Below are 20,626 nucleotides of genomic sequence, written 5' to 3'. Positions count from 1 at the left end.
GACCGACGACGACGAGCCGGACGCCCCAGGCGTCCGGCTCGGCTTTGCGCTACTTGATCACGCCCGCCGCGCGGGCCGCTTGGTCGTCGTCCGCGTCGTTGCCCGCGCCGCGCTTGAGCAGCTCGATCAACTCGTCGAGGTGCTCCTCGTAAACGGCCCGCGGGTCGCACCCGTGGCGCTTGCACACGCTGGCGGCCATGCCGACGACCTCGCCCATCATGCCGCACGTGCGCATCACCCGCACCGGCCCGAGCCCCTCGTGCGTGACACTGATGTCGCGCCCCGCCATGAACAGGTTGTCGACGTTGCGGCTGTACAGGCAGCGGTAGGGCGCCCAGTAGGGGCCCTTGTAGCGGAAATTGACCTTGTCTACGTGGTGGCTCGCTTGCGCGATGAACGCGTCCGGGTCCGACACGTCCGAGTAGCGCGGGTCGGGCAGGTGCAGGTCGATCTGCCACGTGCAGGGGAACGCCGCGTCGGGCCACTCGGTCTTCTGCCGGAAGTGGTCCGCGTCGAGGACGACGTCGCCCATCAGGCGGCGCGACTCGCGCTTGCCGGCGATGTACGCGGCCCACTTCAGCCGGTGGTTCGGGTACCGCCCGTCGACGTTCTTCAGCGTGTCCCACGCGCCGTACATCGCGCGGAGGTTCAGGTCGCGGACCCACTCGGCGTCGTCGATGGGGTGCTTGTTGTAGCCCGACTCCCAGAACCAACCGCCGAGGTTCTCTAGCGGGTTCTTCCGGCTGCCCCACTGCCCGGTGTGCGTCTCGCGTCCGGGGAACGGCTTGTCGGACAGGTCGACCGCCCACGGGCAGCGCGGGAAGGGCTGCGGGGTCTCGGCCGCGGTGAACGCGAGCGACAGCGGGTCGTCGTCCTCGCACAGGCAACGCAGCTCGTGCTCGTTCTGCTGGACGTCGCCGACGTTCCACAGGTTGCTCATCCCCATGTGGCCCTCGCGCGTGACCTCGTAGTCCGCGCCCACCAGCGCGCCGAGCACGCCGTCGCCGGTCGAGTCGAGGAACCACCGCGCGCGGAGGGCCGTCCGCCGCCCGCTGCGGATGTGCTGCGCGACGACCGACCGCACGCGGCCGCCGGCGAGGGTCGCGTCGTTGACGCGTTGCTCTAGCAGCAGCGTCAGGTTCGGCTCGGCGCGGGCCAGGTCGAGCTTGCGGCGGTCGTCGTAAACGGCCGCGTTCTTCGCGTTGCCGTCGCCGGGTCCCTTGGGGCGGACCAGTTCCGAGACCACATCCCCCACGCGCGGGTACGGCTCGAGGTTCGTCTGCCCCTCGGGCCACACGCGGACCTCGCTGCTGCCGTTGCCGCCAAGGACCGGCCGGTCCTGCACGAGCGCGACCGACAGACCGAGCCGCGCCGCGGTGATCGCCGCGCTCGTGCCGGCGATCCCTCCGCCGACCACCACCAAGTCGTAGGCGCCCCCGTCGCGCGGCGCGGTGTCCCAGCCGAGCAAGCCGGCGCGGAGCCCGGCGAGCGCGGCGCCGCCGTGCGGCGGCTGGTAATCGGGGTCTCTGGCGAACAGCACCGCGTCGCACCGCCCGTCGAAGCCCGTCAGGTCGTGCAGCGAGAGCTCGAAGCGCTGCGGCAGCTCGGCGGGGCCCCCGTCCTGCCAATGCCACGCTGCGCCGTCGTCGCCGAATTGGCCGATCGGCTCGCCGTCGACCAGCAGCTCGAACCGCCCCGGCGCGCCGGGCGCGTTCCAGGGGGCGACCCAGTCGCGGGTGCGGACCCACACTCGGTAGCGGCCCGCCGCGGGCAGCTCGACCCCTGTGGTGGCGTCGGCCGTGGGCACGCCGAGCCCGTGCGCGAGCAGGTACGGCGAGCCCATCAGGTCCATGAACTGCTGGTCGACGACCCACCCGCCCAGCGAGTCGAAGGCCTCGGCCTCGACCAGCACCAGCCCCTCCGGTTCGGCCGACCACGCAGCCCGCGGGATCGTCCACACGAACAGCAAGGACAAAGCCAGCACCCACCCGCCAGACCGGAGCCTCCGGCGTGAGCCTGGGTGATCTGTCGTCGTGGACTCCTCGGGCTCATGACCGAGGCTCCGGCGTGCTTCGCGGAGGCCGCCCGTTGCCGCGCGGCGCCACGTTAGTGCTCGGTTGGCCAACTTGTGCCTCCGACGATCCGTTCGGCTGTGCATGGTTCGAGAGTCATCAAGAGAAGAAGCGTCTGCCGGCGCTGCCCCGAGTTGGCGCCGTGAATTTAAGGCCGGCGAAAGCCCGCTCAGCAGAGCAGGTCAATGCCCGCGAATGACGCGAATAGGCGCGGATTGCGGATGGCTTCCGTATTTTGCTGAACCGGCCTCACCCAGCGACGACTCAACCATTCGCGCTCATTCGCGTCATTCGCGGGCCAAGACAACTTTTATAAAGGCTAGCGGCAATCTTCTAGCGCGACAGCACCTCGACGTTCTCGCCCCGCGCCACGTACACGGCGTCGACCTCGGTCAGGAACAAGCCGTGCTCGATCACGCCGGGGATCTGCTTGAGCCGGTGGGCGATCGCTTCGGGGTCGTCTATCGGGCCCAGCGGCGCGTCGAGCAGGTAGTTCCCTTGGTCGGTCGTGGCCGGCTCTCCGTCGGTGACGCGCAGCGTGGCGTCGACTCCCATCTCCTCGAGAGCTCGCTCGACCCACGCCAGCGCGAACGGCAGGACCTCGATCGGCAAGGGGAAAGCGCCGAGGCGGTCGACCGTCTTGGTGGAGTCGACCACCACGAGCATCCTGTCGGCCGCGGCCGCGACGACCTTCTCGCGCAAGAGCGCGCCGCCGCCCCCCTTGATGGCGACCAGGCGTGGGTCGACCTCGTCGGCGCCGTCGATCGCCAGGTCCAGTCGCGGCGTGGTCTGGCCGGCGAGCACGTCGATCCCGAGCGAACGGGCGAGGGCCTCGCTGGCGAGCGACGAGCCGACGGCCTCGATCCGCAGGCCGCCGGCGACGCGCTGGGCGATCGCGCGGATCGCGTGGGTGGCGGTGCTGCCGGTCCCCAGCCCGACGAGCATCCCGTCGGCGACCTCCGCCGCCACGGCCCGCTGGGCGGCGAGCGCCTTCTCGGCTTCGAGGGATGTCATGCTCATCCACGTTGAGAGGCTGGACGAAGCAGCTTGGATGTGTCTGGCAGCAACTGACAAACGTATAGGATCGATCAGCGAGCTAGACGCTGGCTATCTGGTCGGTAACCCAAGTTGATCAAAAAATGCTCTGTTTCTCTTCTTTGCAGAGTTAACCAATTGATCGAATGATATTACCTCTACGTAGGCACCAAACGTCTTGTGGTAAAAAAAATAACCCAGATGATCGCTAGTTCTTATCGCATCTTTCATCCTGCAGCGTTCTTCTACGGAGGGTGTTATGTCGCAGACGACATAACAATACCCGGGTATCTGCTTCGACTGAGGAATAGGCCTGCCAGACGCGGTCTTAACGTCGCCCTTCCGGACGCGCTGAAGATATCCAAGCGCCTGCTCGATGGGGTCCTTGTCCTCGCCCTGGGCTGCGTTGTTGCGCATCGGCCGCTTCAGTTCAACGACCACGATTGACGCCAGTGGTAGTGACGTGTCCTCAGAAACGAGAACCGGATTGTCATACACGTTTAGCGCTAGGAGATCCGGCTCTTTAGTGTCATTGCAGTCAGTTATAGGCATCGAACGAATGGGTTTGTCCGATGCTAGGTAGTTATGGAAGGCTAGGCCTTCATCGATCAACCACAGGTTGCAGCTGTCTGGATCGACTTCGTTGGAATCGGCCCGCATCGGCATGATCAATGTGTGAATCAAATCCTCGCGCGCGTAAGTGCCATCGTTTCGTTGTCGTATCGCTGCCTCTAAGAGATCAACGACTACGCGGCGGTGAGATACGTAAGCAGCTAGATCTGATTTCTTTAGGTCTTCTGCTGTCTTCAGGTATTCGCTTAGGCGATTGCGGTAATCGACAACACTTTCATCGTCCTGCGGCTGCATGTGTTCGTGCCCCTGGGAGAGCAGTTCGCTTTCCGCCTGAGCAACGTGCTTGTGAAGCAGTAAGTCGAGGTCCTTGTCGCTAATTTCTGGATCAACCCCCAGCTGCTCATCCGGTACACGGGAGAGTATGGGGCGATACTTTGGCGCCTTATGAGACACGTATTCTTCGACACGTATTCGCCCCTTTCGGCGATTCTCTGCTAAGTACTCCGAAAGATACTCTGCCGCGCGATCAGTAACGGCTTGGGTAATCTCTGCTTGTGACAGTTCGGTGCGAGTTAGTAGCTCTAACGGCTCTTCTTCGATGTCAAAGCTTGTACGCTCAGAGCGAACTCGCTCATCTAATAACGGGGAGCTTACGTAGCACTCGTAGATAAACGACGATTCGCCGGACCGCAGAGTCCCGAAAAGCCCGGGGATCTTTCCCTTCAAGCTCTCTTCTTTGACGAGCCGACTCGCGGCGCAGAATGCTAGACTGTGAGACCGTGAAGAAGTAGCGGTTAGCTGTACGTGAACTAACTCAAAATCAAATCCCTTTAGCGTGATCGTCTCGGCGGCTGACGTGGCAATCATCTGCTCGTGGTACACGACGTCCAGGTCAAGCTGTTCATCTCCGTCAATAATGTGAACCTTCGGGGCCCCACCTTCGCGTACGAAGTACCAGAGGCAGTGTTCCAATAGCTGAACGGCTATCGTGGGAGCAGTCTTCCGACACGCAGCGCGGTACTTCGCAGCGAAGCCAGTTAGTGACACGCGGGCGCCGCAGTCGGCTGATTGGGCTTCAATAAGCTTCTCATCTGAGACGCCGCGTTGGCTATCAAAAGCAAAATTTCGCCGCATTTTGGTTCCGTCGGCAGCTTGGTATACACTCTCTACGCTTGCGGATCGAAAAGCCTTCAGCCACAAGAGCCGACCTACGCCACGGCCTCCACGATTTGATTTGTGATCACTATCCAACGTCAGAAACGAACGCATATTATCGTCATCAAATCCGATTCCGTTGTCTGAGATTACGAAGCCAGTAATGTCGTTGCCAGTTGGGTTATCAACCATTGCCGAGCCATCGTCGAGAGCAAGCTCGCGCTGAGCATCACGAACGATTTCGACGGATATGCGGCCCTGTTGGAGCGGTATGGGGGCGTCCTCGATGGCGTGGATCGAGTTTGCCACCGCTTCGAATAGAGGAAGCAGCCCATGCGAATAGGGGAGCGATGTATTTCGCAATCTGCCGGCGAGATTCGTGTCGATGCTCATGCAGTGGGCACTCTCGGAGCCGTGCGTGCTGTAGGGTTCGATGCGCCGGCGTTCAGCGTAAGGTAGCGGGTACAAAAGTCCAGGCATCGGGGCGGTCGTTTGGCCAATTCCGAGGCGGCCGCCTCCGTTCGCGGCGACAATCGACAGGTTTGCCCACGAGCCGAACACGGCGCGAAACGCACCCAGAATGCACGCGGGTGGCCGCACTTTTGGCGGCGTGTAACGCTTGGCTAAGTCGTTGCTGCGTCGGCGGTTAGGTGCGGCTTGCGGGCCGCGAAGCGTTACAGTGCTATTTCGAGCGCGCAACGTAACGTTACGTTTGAAACGGCGGCGAGCCGCAGCTCCTCAGAACTTCCAGCGGTACTCGATCCGCACGCCGGCGATGTCGTCGGAGTTCTCGAGGAAGCCGACCATCGCGTCGGCCCGCACCAGGTGGGCGGTCGTGAGCCGCTTCTGCCACCGCATGCCGAGGCCGTACTGCGCGCCGGCCGCGGAGCTGGGGTCGTCGGGGTCGATCCGCGCGAGCGCGGCCGCTTCGAGGATCAGCTGCTGGTCGAACTCCGGCGACAGGAAGTCGATCCCCACCGCCGCGCCGGCCGTGTTGTTGGCCTGCGCGTCGAGCGTGGGGTAGCTCGTGAGCTGGTCGACCTGGAACAAGATGCCCGTGTTGAACAGCACGCCGCCGAACACGCCGGCGCGGACCAGCGGCTGGGGACGCTCGAATCCGGCGAACACGTTCACGTAGGGGATCGCGTTGTAGGGGTTCTTGGTGAGGAAAGAGTTCTCCACCAGCAGCAGCACGCCCTCGGCGGTCTGGAGGCCGGGGGCGTCTTGCCCGGCGTTGGCGATCACGCGGACCGAGTTGGAGATCAGGTTCGCGTAGCGGCGGGTGTAGCTGGCGCCGACGTTGTGGTAGCTGCGGCCGCCGCCGTTGTTGTCGTCGACGAAGCCGTAGCCGATCTCGAAGTAGCCGCCGCGGGCCTCGATGAACGTGGTCGCTCCGAACAGCCGGCCCCCGCCTTCCTCGAAGCCGAGCGCGCCGGTCGACAGGCGGTCGAGCCCGGTGAAGAAGGTGATGTCGTAGTTGGACCAGTCGAAGCGGGTGCTGTGCCGGGCCGGGATCGTGACCGCCGCGCCGACCACCGCGTCGAGGGCCCACACGCCGTTCTGGAACACGAGCGGGATCAGGCCCAAGGCGACCGGCGCGTCGAATGGCGCGTAGGTCCCCTCGAGCCCGCCGAGCATCGCGCCGAGGTCGCCTTCGAAGAAGAACGTGTCGGTCTCGGCTTGGAACAGGTCGAGCTCGTTGAAGAACTCGCCGTCGACGACCCGCATGAAGCGGGCGTCGCGTTGGAAGGGGCCGAGGAACGCATGGAACCGCTCGGTCGACGTGATCCAGTAGTCGAGCTCCAGGTTCAAGCGGTGGGCCAGCGTGGTCTCCTCCGAGCCGACCAGCTCCGCTTGGGTCGCGCCGATCCGGTAGTCGCCGTACACGTAGAACTTCGGGATCACGAGGTTCGTGGGCCCGAACAGCTCGCTGCCGACGGGCGTGGGGCCGGGGCCGTAGAAGGGCTGGCCCCACTCGACGAGCGGCCGCTGGGTGGCGACCTCGTGCTTGTCGTGGTACACGCCGAGCTCGTCGCAAGCGGCGTAGGGGGCGAAGAACGCGTCGGCCGAGAAGTCGCCGGTCGACGTCGGCACGCTGCCCGCGCGGGGGTCGACCAGCGGCGGGTGGTACGGGACCTCCGGCAGCGGCGGCTCGTCGGCCTTCGCGGCCTTCTTGTCTTTGCCGGGAGCGGGGTTCTCCGGGTGGTGGCCCACGTGGGGCAGCTCCGGCGCCGGCGCCGGCGGCGGTGGGAACAGGCCGAACCGCCCCACCACCGGCTGCCCCGGCGCGCTCACGCCGCGGGTCATCGCGACACGCAGGGGCCCCTCGGACCCCGCGGCGGCGGCCGGCGGGCCGAACGCCGCCTGGCCCTGCGCGCACGCGGGCCCCGCACCCGCGATCACGAGCAGCCGCAGCACGAGGCTAGCGCCGAGGGCTCTCACTTATCCGTGGTATCCGTGCGACCGGTGGTGGTGGGTGATTCGCTCCGAGGGCGGATGCCCTCGGCTCGGGTTTCAACACGCTGCTGGTCAGCGAACTTCGAACTCCACGCTCTGCGGGTGGATGTCGAGGGTCCCTTCGACCATCGCGCGGAGCATCTCGGGCGTGGCGTCGCAGAAGCGCATGAAGTACATCGGCTCGGTCCGGCTCCGCAGGCGGAAGCTCAGGCGGTAGCGGCCCGGGCGGCAGAGCAGCTCGCCGGGCACGGTGTACTTCACCCGCTTGCGACCCAGCGGGCCGATCGAGCGGCTCTCCATGCGGATGAACGGCGGGTGGTTGCTCACGGAGTAGGGGGTCGTGCCGGGGCGCAGGTGGGGCACCTGGTCGAAGTCGACGTTCACCGGCAGGAAGAACTCCCGGTCGGTCCCGGTCGCTCCGGTGATCAAGAACATCGTCTGCAGGTTGAACAGCTGCTTGTCGAACGGCAGGCGGCCGTGGCGCACGTCGACCGAGTGGATGTCGGCCAGGTCGCCGTTGGAATCGGTGTAGCCGCTCTCCCACAGCCGCCGGCCGTCGGGGCCGATCAGCACCACGTTGGCCCACAGCTGCGGCTGCGCGCCGAGCGACGCGGTCGGCAGGTTGTGGCCTTCGTTCTGGTTCGTGACCACGTACTCGAACTTCAGGTCGCGGCCCGCGGCCGGCGCGTCGCGGAAGAACGGGCCGTCGACCTTCGAGCCGTTCTCCATCACCAGCTCGCGGTAACGCCGCTTCACGGCCAGGCGCGCGAGGTTGTCTTGGATGATGTCGCGGGCGTCGTAGCGGTCGTCGGGGTCGGCCCACGGCTGCGGGAACCAGGCGGACGTGTCGACGCCGCGGTCCTCGGCCGCTTCGATCTGCTTCTCGAACGCGTCGGTCCCCCAGCCGGCCCGCCAGTCGTAAGCGAGCCACTCGTCGACGGTCCAGTCGAGCGCGTCCTTGTTCTGGGGGAAGATCCCCGGGTGCGCGATCGAGTAGCCGGGCCCGTAGAACAGATGGCTCGACTGCTTGCGGTGGTTGTTGACGGTCTTGCCGTTGAGCTCCGCGACGGGCCCGTAGTTGTAGCCGCCGGCCAGGCCGGGCACGCGGCCCATGTGGCACTCTTGGCAGGTGACCCCCTTCTTGCACGCGGGCGACGCGCGGTACTGCTCCCAGACGACCTCGAGCTTGATGCCCGGTTGCACGGCCACCTGGTGGCAGCTGGTGCACGCCTCGGCGTGGGTGAGCTGGTCGAAGAAACGCCCCTCGCTGTGGATCGACAGGCCCGGGCCCTTCTCGGCGTCGGAGGTCTTGACCTTGTAGCCGTCGCGGTCGGCGATCGCGGCGGCCACGCCGTCGCCGCCCAGGCCGCCGTAGACCGGCGCGTAGCGGTCTCCCGGCACGATCCGCCGGTCGCCGTTGCTCTTGCCCCAACGCTGGTTCACCCGGTGGCACACGATGCAGGTCACCCCTTCGCGGGCGACCAGGGCCATCTCGCCGATCGGCGTGCTGCGGGGCTCGTACATCGCCGTGGCGACCGGCGAGTGACACCGCTGGCAGAAGTGGCCGACCGTGCCCTGGCTGATGCGGGTGATCGTCTCCTCGAACTTGTGGTACATCGGCGACACGAACGCGTACGCGTGGCTCGACACGCTCCACTCGTCGTAGATCCGCTTGTGGCACTCCGCGCAGTCCAGCGCCGACGGGTAATTCTTCTTGGCGAACAGCTCCCGGTGCGACTGGTCGGCGTCGGCCTGGGAGGCCTGAGGCCTGAGGCCCGAGGCCTGAGGCTTGAGGCCGGAGGCCGGAGGGCTGTGGGGCGAAGCGACGGTGTGGGGAGCGGCCGGTTGAGCCGCCGGTCCAAAGCCTCCGGCGGAAGCCGGAGGGCCTGCGGGGGAAGCGGGAGGCGGGAAGCGGGAGGCGGGAAGCGATGGGGCCGGCGGCGGCGGGACAACTTCCTCGCTGGCCGGTTCACTCGGCGCCGTTGGCCTGGGCGTTAATTCGGTCACCTCGCTCGGCGCGGCGGCCGGCTCGCCGGGGGGCGCGGGGGGCTCTTCCCCGATCGGCGAGCCCAGCACCGGCGAGCCCAGCACCGGCGAGTCCACCACCGGCGGCGCCCCGTCGACCGCCCGGTCGCCGGCATCCCACGGGGCGGCGCCCCAGACGCCGGGCTGGGGTGCGTCGGGCTGGTCGGCGTCGAGCTGGCCAAGCTGGTCGGCTTCGGATTCGGGGGCTTCAGCCGCTGGCGGCTGGATCGGCGGCGGATCGACGGGCGTGGGGTCCGGCGCAGCCGGCGGCTCTTGCGCGGGGGGCTCTTGAGCGCGGGGCTCTGCGGCGGGGGCTTCGGTAGGGGCTTCGGTAGGGGCTTCGGTGGCGGCCGGCGCTGGCGAGGCGGCCCGCTCTTGTTGAGGCTCGCTGGCCTCGGCGGCCGGGCGGGGGTCCTCCGGCGCGTACCACTCGTCGGGGGCGACGAGCCAGCCCTCGGGCAGCGGCGTCTCGGCCGGTGGCTCGGCCGCTGGCTTGTCGGCTGCTTGGGCGACCCGGATCGGGCCGGCGACCACCGAAGGAACCGCCGACCCCCGCGAAGCCAGCCGCACGCCGGTCAGCCGGCCGCGCGGGCCGGGCGTCGGCGGCCCCGCAGCGGCTGGGGCCGCGGCGACCGAGGCCGGCAGCCACTCGTCGGGCAGCTCGTCGACGGCCGTCGGGCAGAGCCGCAGCAGAGCGGCGTACTCCTCCGGGCTCAGCCGCGCGCCGCCTGGGGATGGAGCCGGCCGGCTGCTCGTCGGCCCCGACGCTTGGGCGGCTGGGGCCGGCATCGGGTCCGCGTTCGCCGCCGGGTCCTCCGAAACCGCGGCGACCCCGCTTGGCGTCGCGGCAGACCGCATCGCTAGCCACAGCGCGCGGCCGGCGAAGACCAACGCGACCGCGCAGAGGACCGTCGCGGCTGCCCGCCGCTGCGCGGCGGCCGCGGGGCTTGGGGGCCGGTTGGGCTGGCGACCCGCGGGCTGGCGACCCATCGGCCGGCAGCCGCTGGGCTGTCGACCGCGGGGCGGGGGGCGGCGGGGCTGTCGGCGAGAACTCAACGGGCGGGCTAGCGAGGGCAGACGCAGCGAAGCGGACCGCCGCCGCCGCGCCGCGGCCAGGCTGCTATCACAGCCGGCACGGTCGCTACAAGCGGACGGTCTCCCGGAGAGGAGATCGACCGCCCAGGGGCCCGCCACCGGAAGGACCGTCATCTACCGGACGGGTCGACCCAGTCGTCAGGGCTTCCCACCGCCGGCCCGGACCTACCCCGACCGGCCCCCAGCGCAACAAAAAAGAGGCCCGCGGGCGAACCCACGGGCCTCTTTTAAACTTTCAGCAATCCGCCGACGCAAAGGCCGGCGTCAGCTCAGCGGCGGCGAGCCACGAAGCCGACCAGAGCCAAACCAGCCAGCATCGCGGTGGCGGGCTCGGGGATGAAGGTGACGGCGCCACCCTGGATCAGGCCAACCGGGAAGTTGCCACCAGGAGCGGCGACCAGCGGGTCGTCGGTGCCCGAGGTCGAACCGAAGTACCAGACCTCACCGACCGCGTCGTCGCTTAGGGTCAGGCGGGCGGTCAGGTAACCCGTGCCGTTGGGAACGTTCACGCCGGTGCCCGGGGCCCAAGCGATGTTGGCGCCGGTCGTGTCGAACAGCAGGTCCGTCGAATCGCCGGGCAGGTTCGGGGCGCCGCCGACGACCAGGGTCGCTTGCGAGCTCGAAGCCGTGGCGCCACCGACGGTGACGAACGAATCGAACGCAACCGCCGGGAACGCCGGGATCAGGGCGGCCGTCGGAGCGGTGTTGCTGCCGAAGGCGTCCTGGTACATCGTACCCTGCGACAGGGCGACGATCATCTGCTGACCGCGGAGGTTGCCCTCGAAGTCGATCAAGATGTCGTTCGACACGAAGCCGGCCGGAATACCGGCGCCCTCGGCGAGGACAGCCTGGACATTGGTCACGCCGGCGAACGCAGGCGCGGCGACTAGCAGAACAGCGAGAGAGAGGATGTTACGCATGGGAGTGTATTCCTTAGGAACTTATTTATGGGAGTTTTCTTGACGGCTTGGGCCGCCGGATCAGAAGACGCTTGCGTCGTAGGTGCCTGGCGAGAACAAACGGGCGAAAGACCGCATCTCACCACTCAATCCCATTAGCATTTCACCTCGTTTGCATACGCAGCTGTCAAGTTCACTCTCACAGCGTAAGCGGATTCAGACCTTGCGACGAGCGGCCGCACCGAGCAGACCGACCATCACCAGACCGAGGGCAGCGGGCTCGGGAACGCCAACCGCAGCGCCACCGGCCGAGGTGCCCCAAGTGTCGAGCAGAGCTGTGAGCTCCGAGTTATCGATAGCGGGCGACGTCGGCTGTGCGCCATCCCAACCAGCGGGGACCGGCGGGACCGTCGCGGCCCAGTTGTCCAAGAGCAGGGTGAGGTCGTCGTTGTCGACGTTGCCATCGCCGCTGAAGTCACCAGCGACCGGCTCAAGGCCGCCGAGAGTCAGAGTCGCCGTCAGGCCGGTGAAGTTGGCGCCGCCCTGGGCGATCAGGCCCATCACGTCGGCCGTGCCGGTGCCGGTGAAGTCCCAGAGGTCGTAGGTGCCCGGCGAGAGGACGTCCGAGCCGTAGGAGATGAAGATGTTGTTGCCGTCGACGAAGGCGCCGTTGGTCACCGTGCCGGTGAACGGGTTGTCGCCGGGGTTCGGCGTGTCAAACACCGTGTCGGCCGGCATACCCGACGCAGGCGCGATGTCGCTGCCGGTGATCGACACCTCGACAGCGACCGAGCCCATGGCGTCGACCGTGACCTGCAGGATCGACCCGTTCGTGGTAAACGACGGTTGGGCCAAGGCGGGCGCCGACATGGCGGCCACGGCGGCCAGACAAGCAAAGCTCTTCCAGGACATTCGTTTCTCTCCACCCACTTGAGAAATGAGATTCACCAGAGTTGCCGAGCGGGGAAACCTGCTCAACGCCCTGCGGTAAACTCGACGATAGGAAAACTCAATGACGTTCGCGGTAACTCTTAACTCTGAAACTCTTGACTCTGAAAATCTTGACGTGGCTGCCGTGCCGGGGCCGCTGAGCGACGACGTGGCCTAGGGAAGGCTCATCGGGGAAATTTCCCAGGGGCGGTTCGCTCGGTTGGCTCTCCGTTGGACTGGGGCCGCTCGTTAGCTGGTGGGGTTCGCTCTTCTGCTAGGAGCTTCAGAACTCGCCCGGGGTGCTTTCGTTGAGCCGTCCAGTCTGGGGCCGATTGGTTGTGTTGGTCTGCCTCCGTGGCGGGCTTTCTTGGTCTGGGGCCGGTGTTCGTCTGGGGCCGGTGTCGGACTGGTGCTGGTTCTTTGTTTGGCGGCGCCGTCTTGACGGGGACTTGCCGGCCGGCTCGGAGTCGTTCTGTCACCCGCGGGTTCCGCGGCAGGGAGCAGGAAGGTCACCGCGGAGGCGGCCGAGACTGCTCTGTGACGTATTCAACTCGGGGCAATAGGGGCTTTCAAGCGCCGGTGGCAAAAATCCTCGTTTTTGTGTCGTAATCGAGCGGTGCGTGCGCTTATGCGTGAGTTGTAGCGGGCGGCCGCTTGTGGTGGCTGGGTTAGCCGTGGTGGCTTGGATTGCAGCGTTGGCTTGGATTGCGGCGGCTTGGCTCACTCGAGACCCGCGGGGCGGATCGTAGCGGCTGATCGTTGGGATTTGATGAAGCCGCGAGCGGTGTTTCGCTTTTTTTGCTGCGGGTGCGGAACTCGTCGCGGCCGGGGCCGTCCTTGAGTCGGCAGCTTCCGGAGGCTGCGAAGGTGGCGGCCGTTGGGGTTCGGCGTGAGCAAGTCATCGCGTGCCAGTGCCGGCTAAACCGCCGGAGGCCGCTTGGTACGAGCAAGCCGAACGAATCGTTGCGAATGACAGGCTGCTGCCTTGTCAGGTCGCTGATTCACGGACCGCTGATTCACAGACCAGAGGGACGAGGTCGGCTCTCCTAGCCGGCAGTGCTGAATATGCTCCTGAGGGCTTTCGGTGTCAAGCAACGGCGGCGGTTTGTTCGGTTTTTTCCGCGCGGTGCGGCCGCTTCAGTGCTGCTAGGACTGTCGCCGCTAGCAAGGCCACGGCGGAGGGTTCGGGCGTAGCGACGGCGGTTGCCGGGGCCGTGGCGCCGTAGTTGGTCCGCCAGATTTGGTAGTCGTCTTGGTCGATGAGGCCGTCGCCGTCGCCGTCGGCGCCGGTGAGGGCCGTGACGGTGTCGCCCAGCGAGTCGCGCCACAGCGTGTAGTCGGCCGCGTCGACCAGGCCGTCGTCGTTGTAGTCGCCGGTAGCCACGCCGAACGAGAGGTTCGTGCTGACGGTCGTCGTGAAGAAGTCGGCTTGTTCGCGGGCGCCGGGCGTTTGGCTCGTGCCGATGGCCGAGAACAAGAAGCCGTCGAGCAAATCGGGCGAGCCGAACCGCGGCATCGCGTTCGGCGGGAAGCTGCCGCTGGCGACCGTGGCGGCCGTCGGGAGGGCGCCCAGGTCGCCACCCCAGGGCGAGTCTTGCACGCCGGCGAGCGTCGTGAGAAAGGGGCCCAGGGCCGTCGTGCCGGAGGGCTGGCCCGCGTAGTTCGGCGCGCCGTTCTCGAGCGTGCCGACGCCGTAAAAAACGCCTTGCTCGGTGGCGCCGCTGGGGGTGACCGCTTGGGTCGCGACGATGAACAGCCCGCCTGGTCCGATCGCGTTGGCGGTGAAGTTGGCGAAGCCGGCGTTGAGGCTGGGGCTGCTGTTCACGCGGCCGCGCGGCAATTCGTTCTGAACGCCGAGGTTCACGCCGGCCAGCGGCGCGGTGAGCGAGAACAGGCCTTGCTCGTCGGTGGCGGCCAGCAGCCGCCAGGTTCCGCCGGCCGAGGGGATGCCGCCGATGTAATTGACATCGAGCACAAGATCGATCCGCGCCGCTTGAGCGAGCGGGGCGACGAGCGCGGCGAGCGCCAGGGCGCCGAGGGCACGCGGGAGTGTCATCCGAGGGGCTCTTCTCTGAGTGGGGCGGACTCTATGGGGGGCTGACTCTGTGGGGGGCAGACCCTGTGGAGGCAGCCTCTGTGTCGGGACGGCGACGCACGCGGGGCGGAGCGGCGTCGCTCGTGGTGCGGCGCGCGGCGGCCACCGAGCGACTTAGTTTAATCGAGGTCCGGCGGACCTAGCGAGCAAACGGCGCGGCTTTCTGCGTGCGTGGGTCGGTTTTTGCCGGCCTAAATGGTCGGGCCGGATATTCGAGCCCAGTGCACGCGGCGCGCCGCGCAGGAAGGTTTCGCTGACCCGCAGGAGCCGAATTTCGCCGGCTAAAATCGGGCCGCGCCGACCCGATTTGGTCCAAAAAGCTTTGACTCGGCGATCGCCGGCCCGGTAAACCAGATCGCAGCTGAGCGGAGGCGGCGAGAGCTGGCCGGCTCACCCAGGCTCCTCGCCGAGGAGCGACGCGGCGGACGCCCTGCGGGGCCCACGCAGCGGCCACTCGGCGGGAACCTGCTCCGCTATCGACGCGTCGCAACAAGAGTGAACCCGCCGGACCGCCGCGAGCGGCCCGACGGTTTGGGTGTGAACCGTGTCATTCACAGCAACCCAGGGAGGACCCGACTGAACCGTTTGTCGTTGTCCCGTCCGTGTTCCTGCGGGTCGCGCCGTGGCTGAGGCCACCGGGGGCGACCGGCCAGAAGCGATTCGGGCGTAGCGGCGACCGTCGCGGGCTTGCCGCAGCAGCGGCCCACCGCGTTCCCCTTCCGTTGCGAGGCGCTATCCCCGGCGCCGAGGCTCGCCGAGAGAGCGGGCCCTCGCTAGCCGGGATCCAGCCGCCCGCAGGCTCAGAGCCGAAGCACGGCGCGGGGGGCTACGCAGGGCTGCGGCTTGCTCCGATAGGTTCGCCGCACGCATCCCGACAATTCAGTCTGTTCATCAAAGGAGAGCGAACTCACCACGGTCACGCCCCCGCAGAAGGGGGCCGGCCGAGCAGCTCTTAACATCCCTAATCACGGGCCAGCGGCGCGGTCTCGCGCCGCTGGCCCGTTTCTTTTTCACGTGGGGCTCGTAGAGCGCGGGTCGCCTCGGAGGGCCCGCCTGGGAGACGGTTTTGCCAGACGCCGAATGCGGCGTGGCAGCTCTGTCGGCTTGCGGCGCGTCATCGGGGTCTGGAGACCCCTCCCACAACGGAGGCGCGTCGCCCACAACGGACAGGCATCGTCCACGGAGGATGCGTCGCAACAGCCTCGGGAGAGCGCGTCGGACGCCGGACAGCCGGTTAGCGTTGCTCCAAGAACTTGCCGCACGCCGGGCACTTGGCGAACCACATCGGCACTTTGTGGCCGCACTCGCACTTCACTTGGTGGCGGATCACCGAGGAGCCGAGCAAGCTGCCGCTGGAGCTCGCGTCTTCGTGGACCGAGTCGTCGAGCACCGAGGCGGCGTGGTCCGCCGGCCCCGCGCGGTGTGCGCGGATCTCTTCGGCCACCGCGTGGCGGTAGCTGGCGTCGGTTTGCTCGGAAGTCATGATCGAGGGCACACGGACCTCGACCTGGCCGGGGCACCGCGGGCAGAGGCCTTTGCGGCCCGCGTACTTGTCCTTGACCTTGAACACGTGCCCGTTGGGACACTCGACGCGGATGCCCATAGCGAAAACTCCCCAGCGGCGGCTGCCGAAGCGGGGAGGCCCGCCTCAGGAGTCGGCCTAGACAGAAGAAAAGGATCGGTTCGGCGCGCCTCTTCGCGTCCCCGAAAGCGGCCCGGCCGTCGCCGTTGGGGGCGGTCGCCGAGCTATAGCAACGGCTCGGTAGCAACAAGGAGCCGCCGGTGTCGATAAGCTGGGGGCCCGGCGACGCTTGTCGCGCGTCGTCGGCCACTCTGACTGCAACCTAGCGATCGCAACGCGGCGATGCAACAAAAGTCGATGATGGCTTGGCTCGCATGGGGGGTGGCGCTCGGCTTTGCGCTGATCGTGGCGGGCGAGCGGGTCGGCGGCTTGTTGGCGAATTCGCTCGCCGTCTGCCTGCCGGCGGCCGCGGCGGCCCTCCTGCTGGCGGGGCCGGTGGCGGTTGTGATATCGCGGACCGAGGTCCGCGGCCGCGGACCCGCGGTCGCGCTGTTGGCCGCGATGGCCCTCGTGCCGTTGCACGTGGTCGTGGCAGGCTGGCTCGCCGCGATCGGCGACTTCGGCTGGGGCCCGGCGCTGTTCGCCGGCGACGGGCCGGTCCGCGGGTGGGTCGCCGGGCGCTCCGGCGCGGCGGCGCTGCACGCCGTGGCGGCCACGCCGCTGGCGGCCCTGTTGGGGGTGGCCGCGCTCGAATCGATCGACCGCCGGCGCGAAGAGCAGGCGCTCGTCGAGGCGCCTCGGCGGGCGGTCTTCTTCAAGGTCACGCTCTCCGAGGCCGCGCCGGCCCTGGCGGCGGCCGTGATCCTGCTGGCCGTGGTGGCGGCGACCGAGATCGCCGTGACCGACCTGTTGCGTGTGCGCACGTTCGCCGAGGAGGTCTACACGCAGGCGGCGGCCGGCACGCTGCTGGGCGTGGGGGAAGACTCGGGGGGCGCCGTGCGGCTGGCGGCCGGCGTCGCGGCGATGGCTTTAGCGGCCGCCGCGGCGGCAGCGGTCCTGGTGGGGCGGCTGGCCGCGCCGCGCGAAACCCCCGGCCGCGACGCCCGGGGGCTCGTCTTTCGGCCGGCGCCGCGGCTGCTTGCGGCTGCGGCGGCGGTCGTGCTGGTGCTGCTGTGTGCGGTCCCGGTCGGCTCGATGGTCCGCACGGCGGGGTTGGTTGTGGAGGGATCGCCGGGGCGGCCGGAGCGGGTTTGGAGGCCGGCGAAGGCCCTGGCGGCGGTCGCCGCGGCGCCTTGGCAGCAGCGGCGCGAGCTGACCGTGTCGCTCACGCTGGGGGGCGTGGTTGCTACGGCCGCTACGGCGGCCGCCGCGGGCGTCGTGTGGGGCGTGCGGCGGCGGCCGGCCGCCGAGCGGCTGGCCGCGGGGGCCCTGCTGGTCCTCGCGGCGACGCCGGGCCCGGTGGTCGGCGTGGTCGTGATCCGCTTGCTGAACCGGCCGCTCGACTCGCCGGTGTGGTGGATCGGCGAGCTGTACGGCACGTGGTTCGCGCCGGGCTTGGCTCAATTGCTTCGGATCACGCCGATCGCGGCCCTGGTGCTGTGGCCGGCGCTGCGGGCCACGCCGGACGAGCTGCTCGACGCGGCTCGCGTCGACGGCGCCGGGCGGCTGCGGCGGCTGGTGTCGATCGTCGCGCCGGGCGTGTGGCCTTCGCTGGCGGCCGCGTGGCTGACCTCGTTGGCGTTCTCGGTGGGAGAGCTCCCGGCCACGCTGCTGACGGCGCCGCCGGGCTGGTCGCCGTTGTCGGTGCGGCTGTTGTCGCTGCTGCATTACGGGGTGGAAGACCGCGTGGCGGCGATCTGCTTGGTGCTCACGCTGGGCTACGCGGCGGCCGGGTTGGCGGTCGCCCGATTGCTGCACGCCCGCGGCGATCGCCGGTAGGATGGCGGGCACGCGTGCCGCCGGTCGCCCACCGCTCCTATCTCCGCCTGTCGCCCCATGCCAGCGCCCCGACCGAACGCTTCGGCCGCCATGCGGACCCTCGCATGGCTGACGCTCGCGGCCGTGTTGGGCGTGGTCGTGTTGCAGGCGACCGGTTGCAGTTGCCGCTCGGAGACCGCCGCGGAGCGCGCCGCGCGGATCGCGAAGGAAGAGGCCGAGCGGATCGCCGAGGAAAAGAAGAAGCTCGAAGAAGAGCGGCGCCGCCAACCGATCGACCTGTCGCAGGCGCCGCGGACGCTCCCTTCGGGCGGGGAGGGGGTCTCTCTGCTGGTGAAGCCGGCGCACTGGATCGCTGTGGCCCAGTCCGCCAAGGCGAACGCCCAAGACTTCGACGGCGTGCTCACTTACGAGGTGCTCGCCAACGAGGGGCTGCGTGCGCCGGCCGCATTGCGGCTGATCAGCCGCCGGCCGCTGGTCGTTGCGCGGGAATCGGAGAAGGTCGTCGAGGCCCTGCTGTACTGCCCGCCGGTGGTGAGCGGCGTGCCGCGGCTGGAGTCGTCGGTCCGCGAGCGGCGGGGAGGGATGGTGTTGGCGCCGTCGACGATCCCGCTGCGGCCGATGCTCGACCACCAGTACCACCTCGTGGTGTTGGCCAAAGAGCCCGATCGGTACGCGTTCCTCGACGCGCTCTACTCGGTCACCGCGCCGCTGCGCGACACGGTCGACACGTCGGCGGTGAACCCGAGCCAGCTGTCGCTCGACGCTCAGAAGAACTACCGGGTCGTCGCCGTGCCGATCGACGAGCCGAGCGGCTTGGCGTTGCCAGACAACCCGCTCGCTTGGACGTCGATCGCCTACGTGCTGTGGGACGAGGTCGACCCCGAGTCGCTCCGCCCCGACCAGCGCGACGCGCTGGTCGACTGGATCAACTGGGGGGGCCAGCTGATCGTCAACGGCCCGGACTCGCTCGACCTATTGCGCGGCAGTTTCCTCGAGCCGCTGCTGCCGGCCACGTGGGGCGGGGCGCGGCAGATCCCACGGCGGGAGATCGAGCTGCTCGAGGCCAGTTGGGCGGCGGGCGACACGGGCCGGCCCCTGGCCGCCGACAGCGAGTGGACGGGCGTCGAGCTCGAGCCGGTCTCCGGCTCGGTGGCTCTGCGCGGCGCGGTCAACCTGCTCGTCGAACGGCGCGTCGGCCGCGGGCGGGTGCTCGTGTCGGGCATGCAGCTGGCCGACCGGCGGCTCGTCGCCTGGTCGCGGGGCGTGGATAACCTGTTCAACGGCGCGATCCTCCGCCGCCCGGCGCGGCGGTTCGTGCCGCGTACCACGGGCGCCGCGGTCGGCGGCGCGGGCCAGAAGGTCGCCGTGGAGTGGGCGCCGCCGCTCGAGCCGATGCGGATCGACCCCCTGCTGAACGCCAAACAGCGGTACTTCGTCCGCGACGCCCACGTCGATATGGACGCCCTGCAGCTCCGCTACCAGTCGATGGGCGTCACCTCCGGCGGGGGGCCTCCCGCTAGGCCGCCGTGGGCCCAGGGATCGGCAAACCAACCAGTCGGGGGCCCAGCAGCCGGGGGCCCAGCAGCCGGGGTTCAGGGCCCCGGCGGGCAGGGCGCGCCGTTTGGCGGCGAGTTCGGCGGCGGCGCCTTCGGCGGCGGGGCGGGCCAGCAGCCGGGCGGCTTCGTCGGCGCGAACGTCGGCGAGGAAGACTGGGTCACGCTCGCCCCGGCCGCCGTGCCGGGCGGGGTGGGCGCGATGAACGACTTCAACCTGGCCGCCACGGCCGCCCGCGAGCGGCTCAGCGACTCGGCCGGCGTGTCGGTGCCCGGCTCGGGCTTCGTGGTCGCTTGCCTGGCGGCCTACCTGTTCTTCCTCGCGCCGGCCAACTGGGCCTTCTTCGCGGCGATCCGGCGTGTGGAGCTCGCTTGGGTCGCCGCGCCGGTCATCGCGGTCGTCGGCGCCTGGGTGGTGATCCAGCAGGCGCGGCTGGATATCGGGTTCGTGCGGTCGCGGGTGGAGGTCGGCGTGCTCGAGCTGCAGCCCGACACGCCGCGCGGGCTGCTCACACGCTTCACGGCGTTGTACACGTCGTTGTCGACGACCTACGACATGGAGTTCGACGGAGCGGCGGTCGCCGCGCCGTTCCCCCGTTCGGCGGAGGGTCCGTCGAACCCGATCGGCGAGCCCCAAGCGGTTGCGTATGAGCGTATGGAGAAGACCCGCTTACGCGACATCGCGGTCTCTTCGGCGACGACCGAGTACATCCGCAGCGAGCAGGTGATCGACGTCGGCGCGTACGGCTTGCCCGGCTCGAGCGTGCCCGGGTCGATCCGGCTGGAGCCCCGCCCCGGCGGCGGCGAGCGGGTCGTCAACCGCACCGCGTGGCGCCTGGACGACGTGGTCGTCGTCGAACGCCCCGACGGTCTAGCGGGGCCGGCGCGGCTGCGGGGCTGTTGGCTCGGCGACCTCGAGCCCGGCTCGGCCGCCAGCGTGGCGTTCCTGGCGCTGCCCGCGCCGCCGGAGGGGGACGGCCAAGCGCCGCCTATCCCGTTCGCCGAAGAACGCGAAGCGGCCGCGCAGTTGCGTCGCGACGAGCAAGAGCCGATGCGGCTAGACGACCTGCTCCGTTTGGCGCTCGACGCGTCGCGGTACGAGCCGGGCGAGCGGCGCGTGGTGGCGCGGGTCTCGCAAGTGATGCCGGGGCTGACGATCGAGCCGGCCGCGTCGCAGCAGGCGGGCGCCACGCTGGTGGTGGCCCACCTGGGCTACGGCCCCCCGCCGCCGCCGCAGTCGGACGTCAACGGCCCGATGGATGTGCGGTGAGGGAAGA

The 20,626-nt window shown here is 68.8% G+C and carries 11 protein-coding genes; 2 read left to right on the top strand and 9 right to left on the bottom strand.

Going from position 1 to position 20,626, the window contains the following annotated elements:
* Positions 1–49: 49 nt before the first annotated feature.
* From RIC11_RS20510 to RIC11_RS20470, 9 genes are all read right to left on the bottom strand, one after another.
* The gene (locus tag RIC11_RS20510) at positions 50–1,984 is read right to left on the bottom strand and encodes an FAD-dependent oxidoreductase (protein ID WP_350214267.1); all 1,935 of its coding nucleotides are present in this window, start codon (positions 1,982–1,984) and stop codon (positions 50–52) included.
* 421 nt (positions 1,985–2,405) lie between these two features.
* Complete coding sequence (gene rpiA / locus RIC11_RS20505) at positions 2,406–3,086, bottom strand: ribose-5-phosphate isomerase RpiA (protein WP_350214266.1); 681 nt, start codon at positions 3,084–3,086, stop codon at positions 2,406–2,408.
* 93 nt (positions 3,087–3,179) lie between these two features.
* Positions 3,180–5,228 (bottom strand): ATP-binding protein, encoded by a 2,049-nt coding sequence (locus tag RIC11_RS20500; RefSeq protein WP_350214265.1) that lies wholly within the window; start codon positions 5,226–5,228, stop codon positions 3,180–3,182.
* A gap of 345 nt (positions 5,229–5,573) precedes the next feature.
* Positions 5,574–7,277 carry a hypothetical protein gene (locus tag RIC11_RS20495; protein ID WP_350214264.1) on the bottom strand — a complete coding sequence of 568 codons (1,704 nt, stop codon included), beginning with the start codon at positions 7,275–7,277 and terminating at the stop codon, positions 5,574–5,576.
* A gap of 87 nt (positions 7,278–7,364) precedes the next feature.
* On the bottom strand, positions 7,365–10,307 hold the full coding sequence (locus RIC11_RS20490) for a multiheme c-type cytochrome (protein ID WP_350214263.1): 2,943 nt from the start codon (positions 10,305–10,307) through the stop codon (positions 7,365–7,367).
* A 374-nt stretch (positions 10,308–10,681) separates the two neighbouring features.
* Positions 10,682–11,332: a PEP-CTERM sorting domain-containing protein gene (locus tag RIC11_RS20485; RefSeq protein WP_350214262.1), complete on the bottom strand. Its 651-nt coding sequence runs from the start codon at positions 11,330–11,332 to the stop codon at positions 10,682–10,684.
* A 195-nt stretch (positions 11,333–11,527) separates the two neighbouring features.
* The gene (locus RIC11_RS20480) at positions 11,528–12,223 is read right to left on the bottom strand and encodes a PEP-CTERM sorting domain-containing protein (protein ID WP_350214261.1); all 696 of its coding nucleotides are present in this window, start codon (positions 12,221–12,223) and stop codon (positions 11,528–11,530) included.
* Between the two features lie 1,105 nt (positions 12,224–13,328).
* Positions 13,329–14,297 carry a hypothetical protein gene (locus tag RIC11_RS20475; protein WP_350214260.1) on the bottom strand — a complete coding sequence of 323 codons (969 nt, stop codon included), beginning with the start codon at positions 14,295–14,297 and terminating at the stop codon, positions 13,329–13,331.
* A 1,273-nt stretch (positions 14,298–15,570) separates the two neighbouring features.
* A complete protein-coding gene (locus tag RIC11_RS20470) occupies positions 15,571–15,939 on the bottom strand; it encodes a hypothetical protein (RefSeq protein WP_350214259.1) in 369 nt (122 codons plus the stop codon).
* A gap of 261 nt (positions 15,940–16,200) precedes the next feature.
* Between RIC11_RS20470 and RIC11_RS20465 the strand changes: the two genes are divergently transcribed.
* Both RIC11_RS20465 and RIC11_RS20460 read left to right on the top strand, forming a co-directional pair.
* Positions 16,201–17,796: an ABC transporter permease subunit gene (locus RIC11_RS20465; protein WP_350214258.1), complete on the top strand. Its 1,596-nt coding sequence runs from the start codon at positions 16,201–16,203 to the stop codon at positions 17,794–17,796.
* Between the two features lie 57 nt (positions 17,797–17,853).
* Positions 17,854–20,619, top strand: a complete 2,766-nt coding sequence (locus RIC11_RS20460) for a hypothetical protein (RefSeq protein ID WP_350214257.1) — start codon at positions 17,854–17,856, stop codon at positions 20,617–20,619.
* Positions 20,620–20,626: the final 7 nt, after the last annotated feature.

The sequence above is a fragment of the Botrimarina sp. genome, assembly GCF_040219535.1.
Lineage (GTDB): Bacteria > Planctomycetota > Planctomycetia > Pirellulales > Lacipirellulaceae > Botrimarina.
The sequence above is the reverse complement of the archived record's forward strand: the minus strand, read 5'-3'. Positions and strand labels throughout refer to the sequence as shown.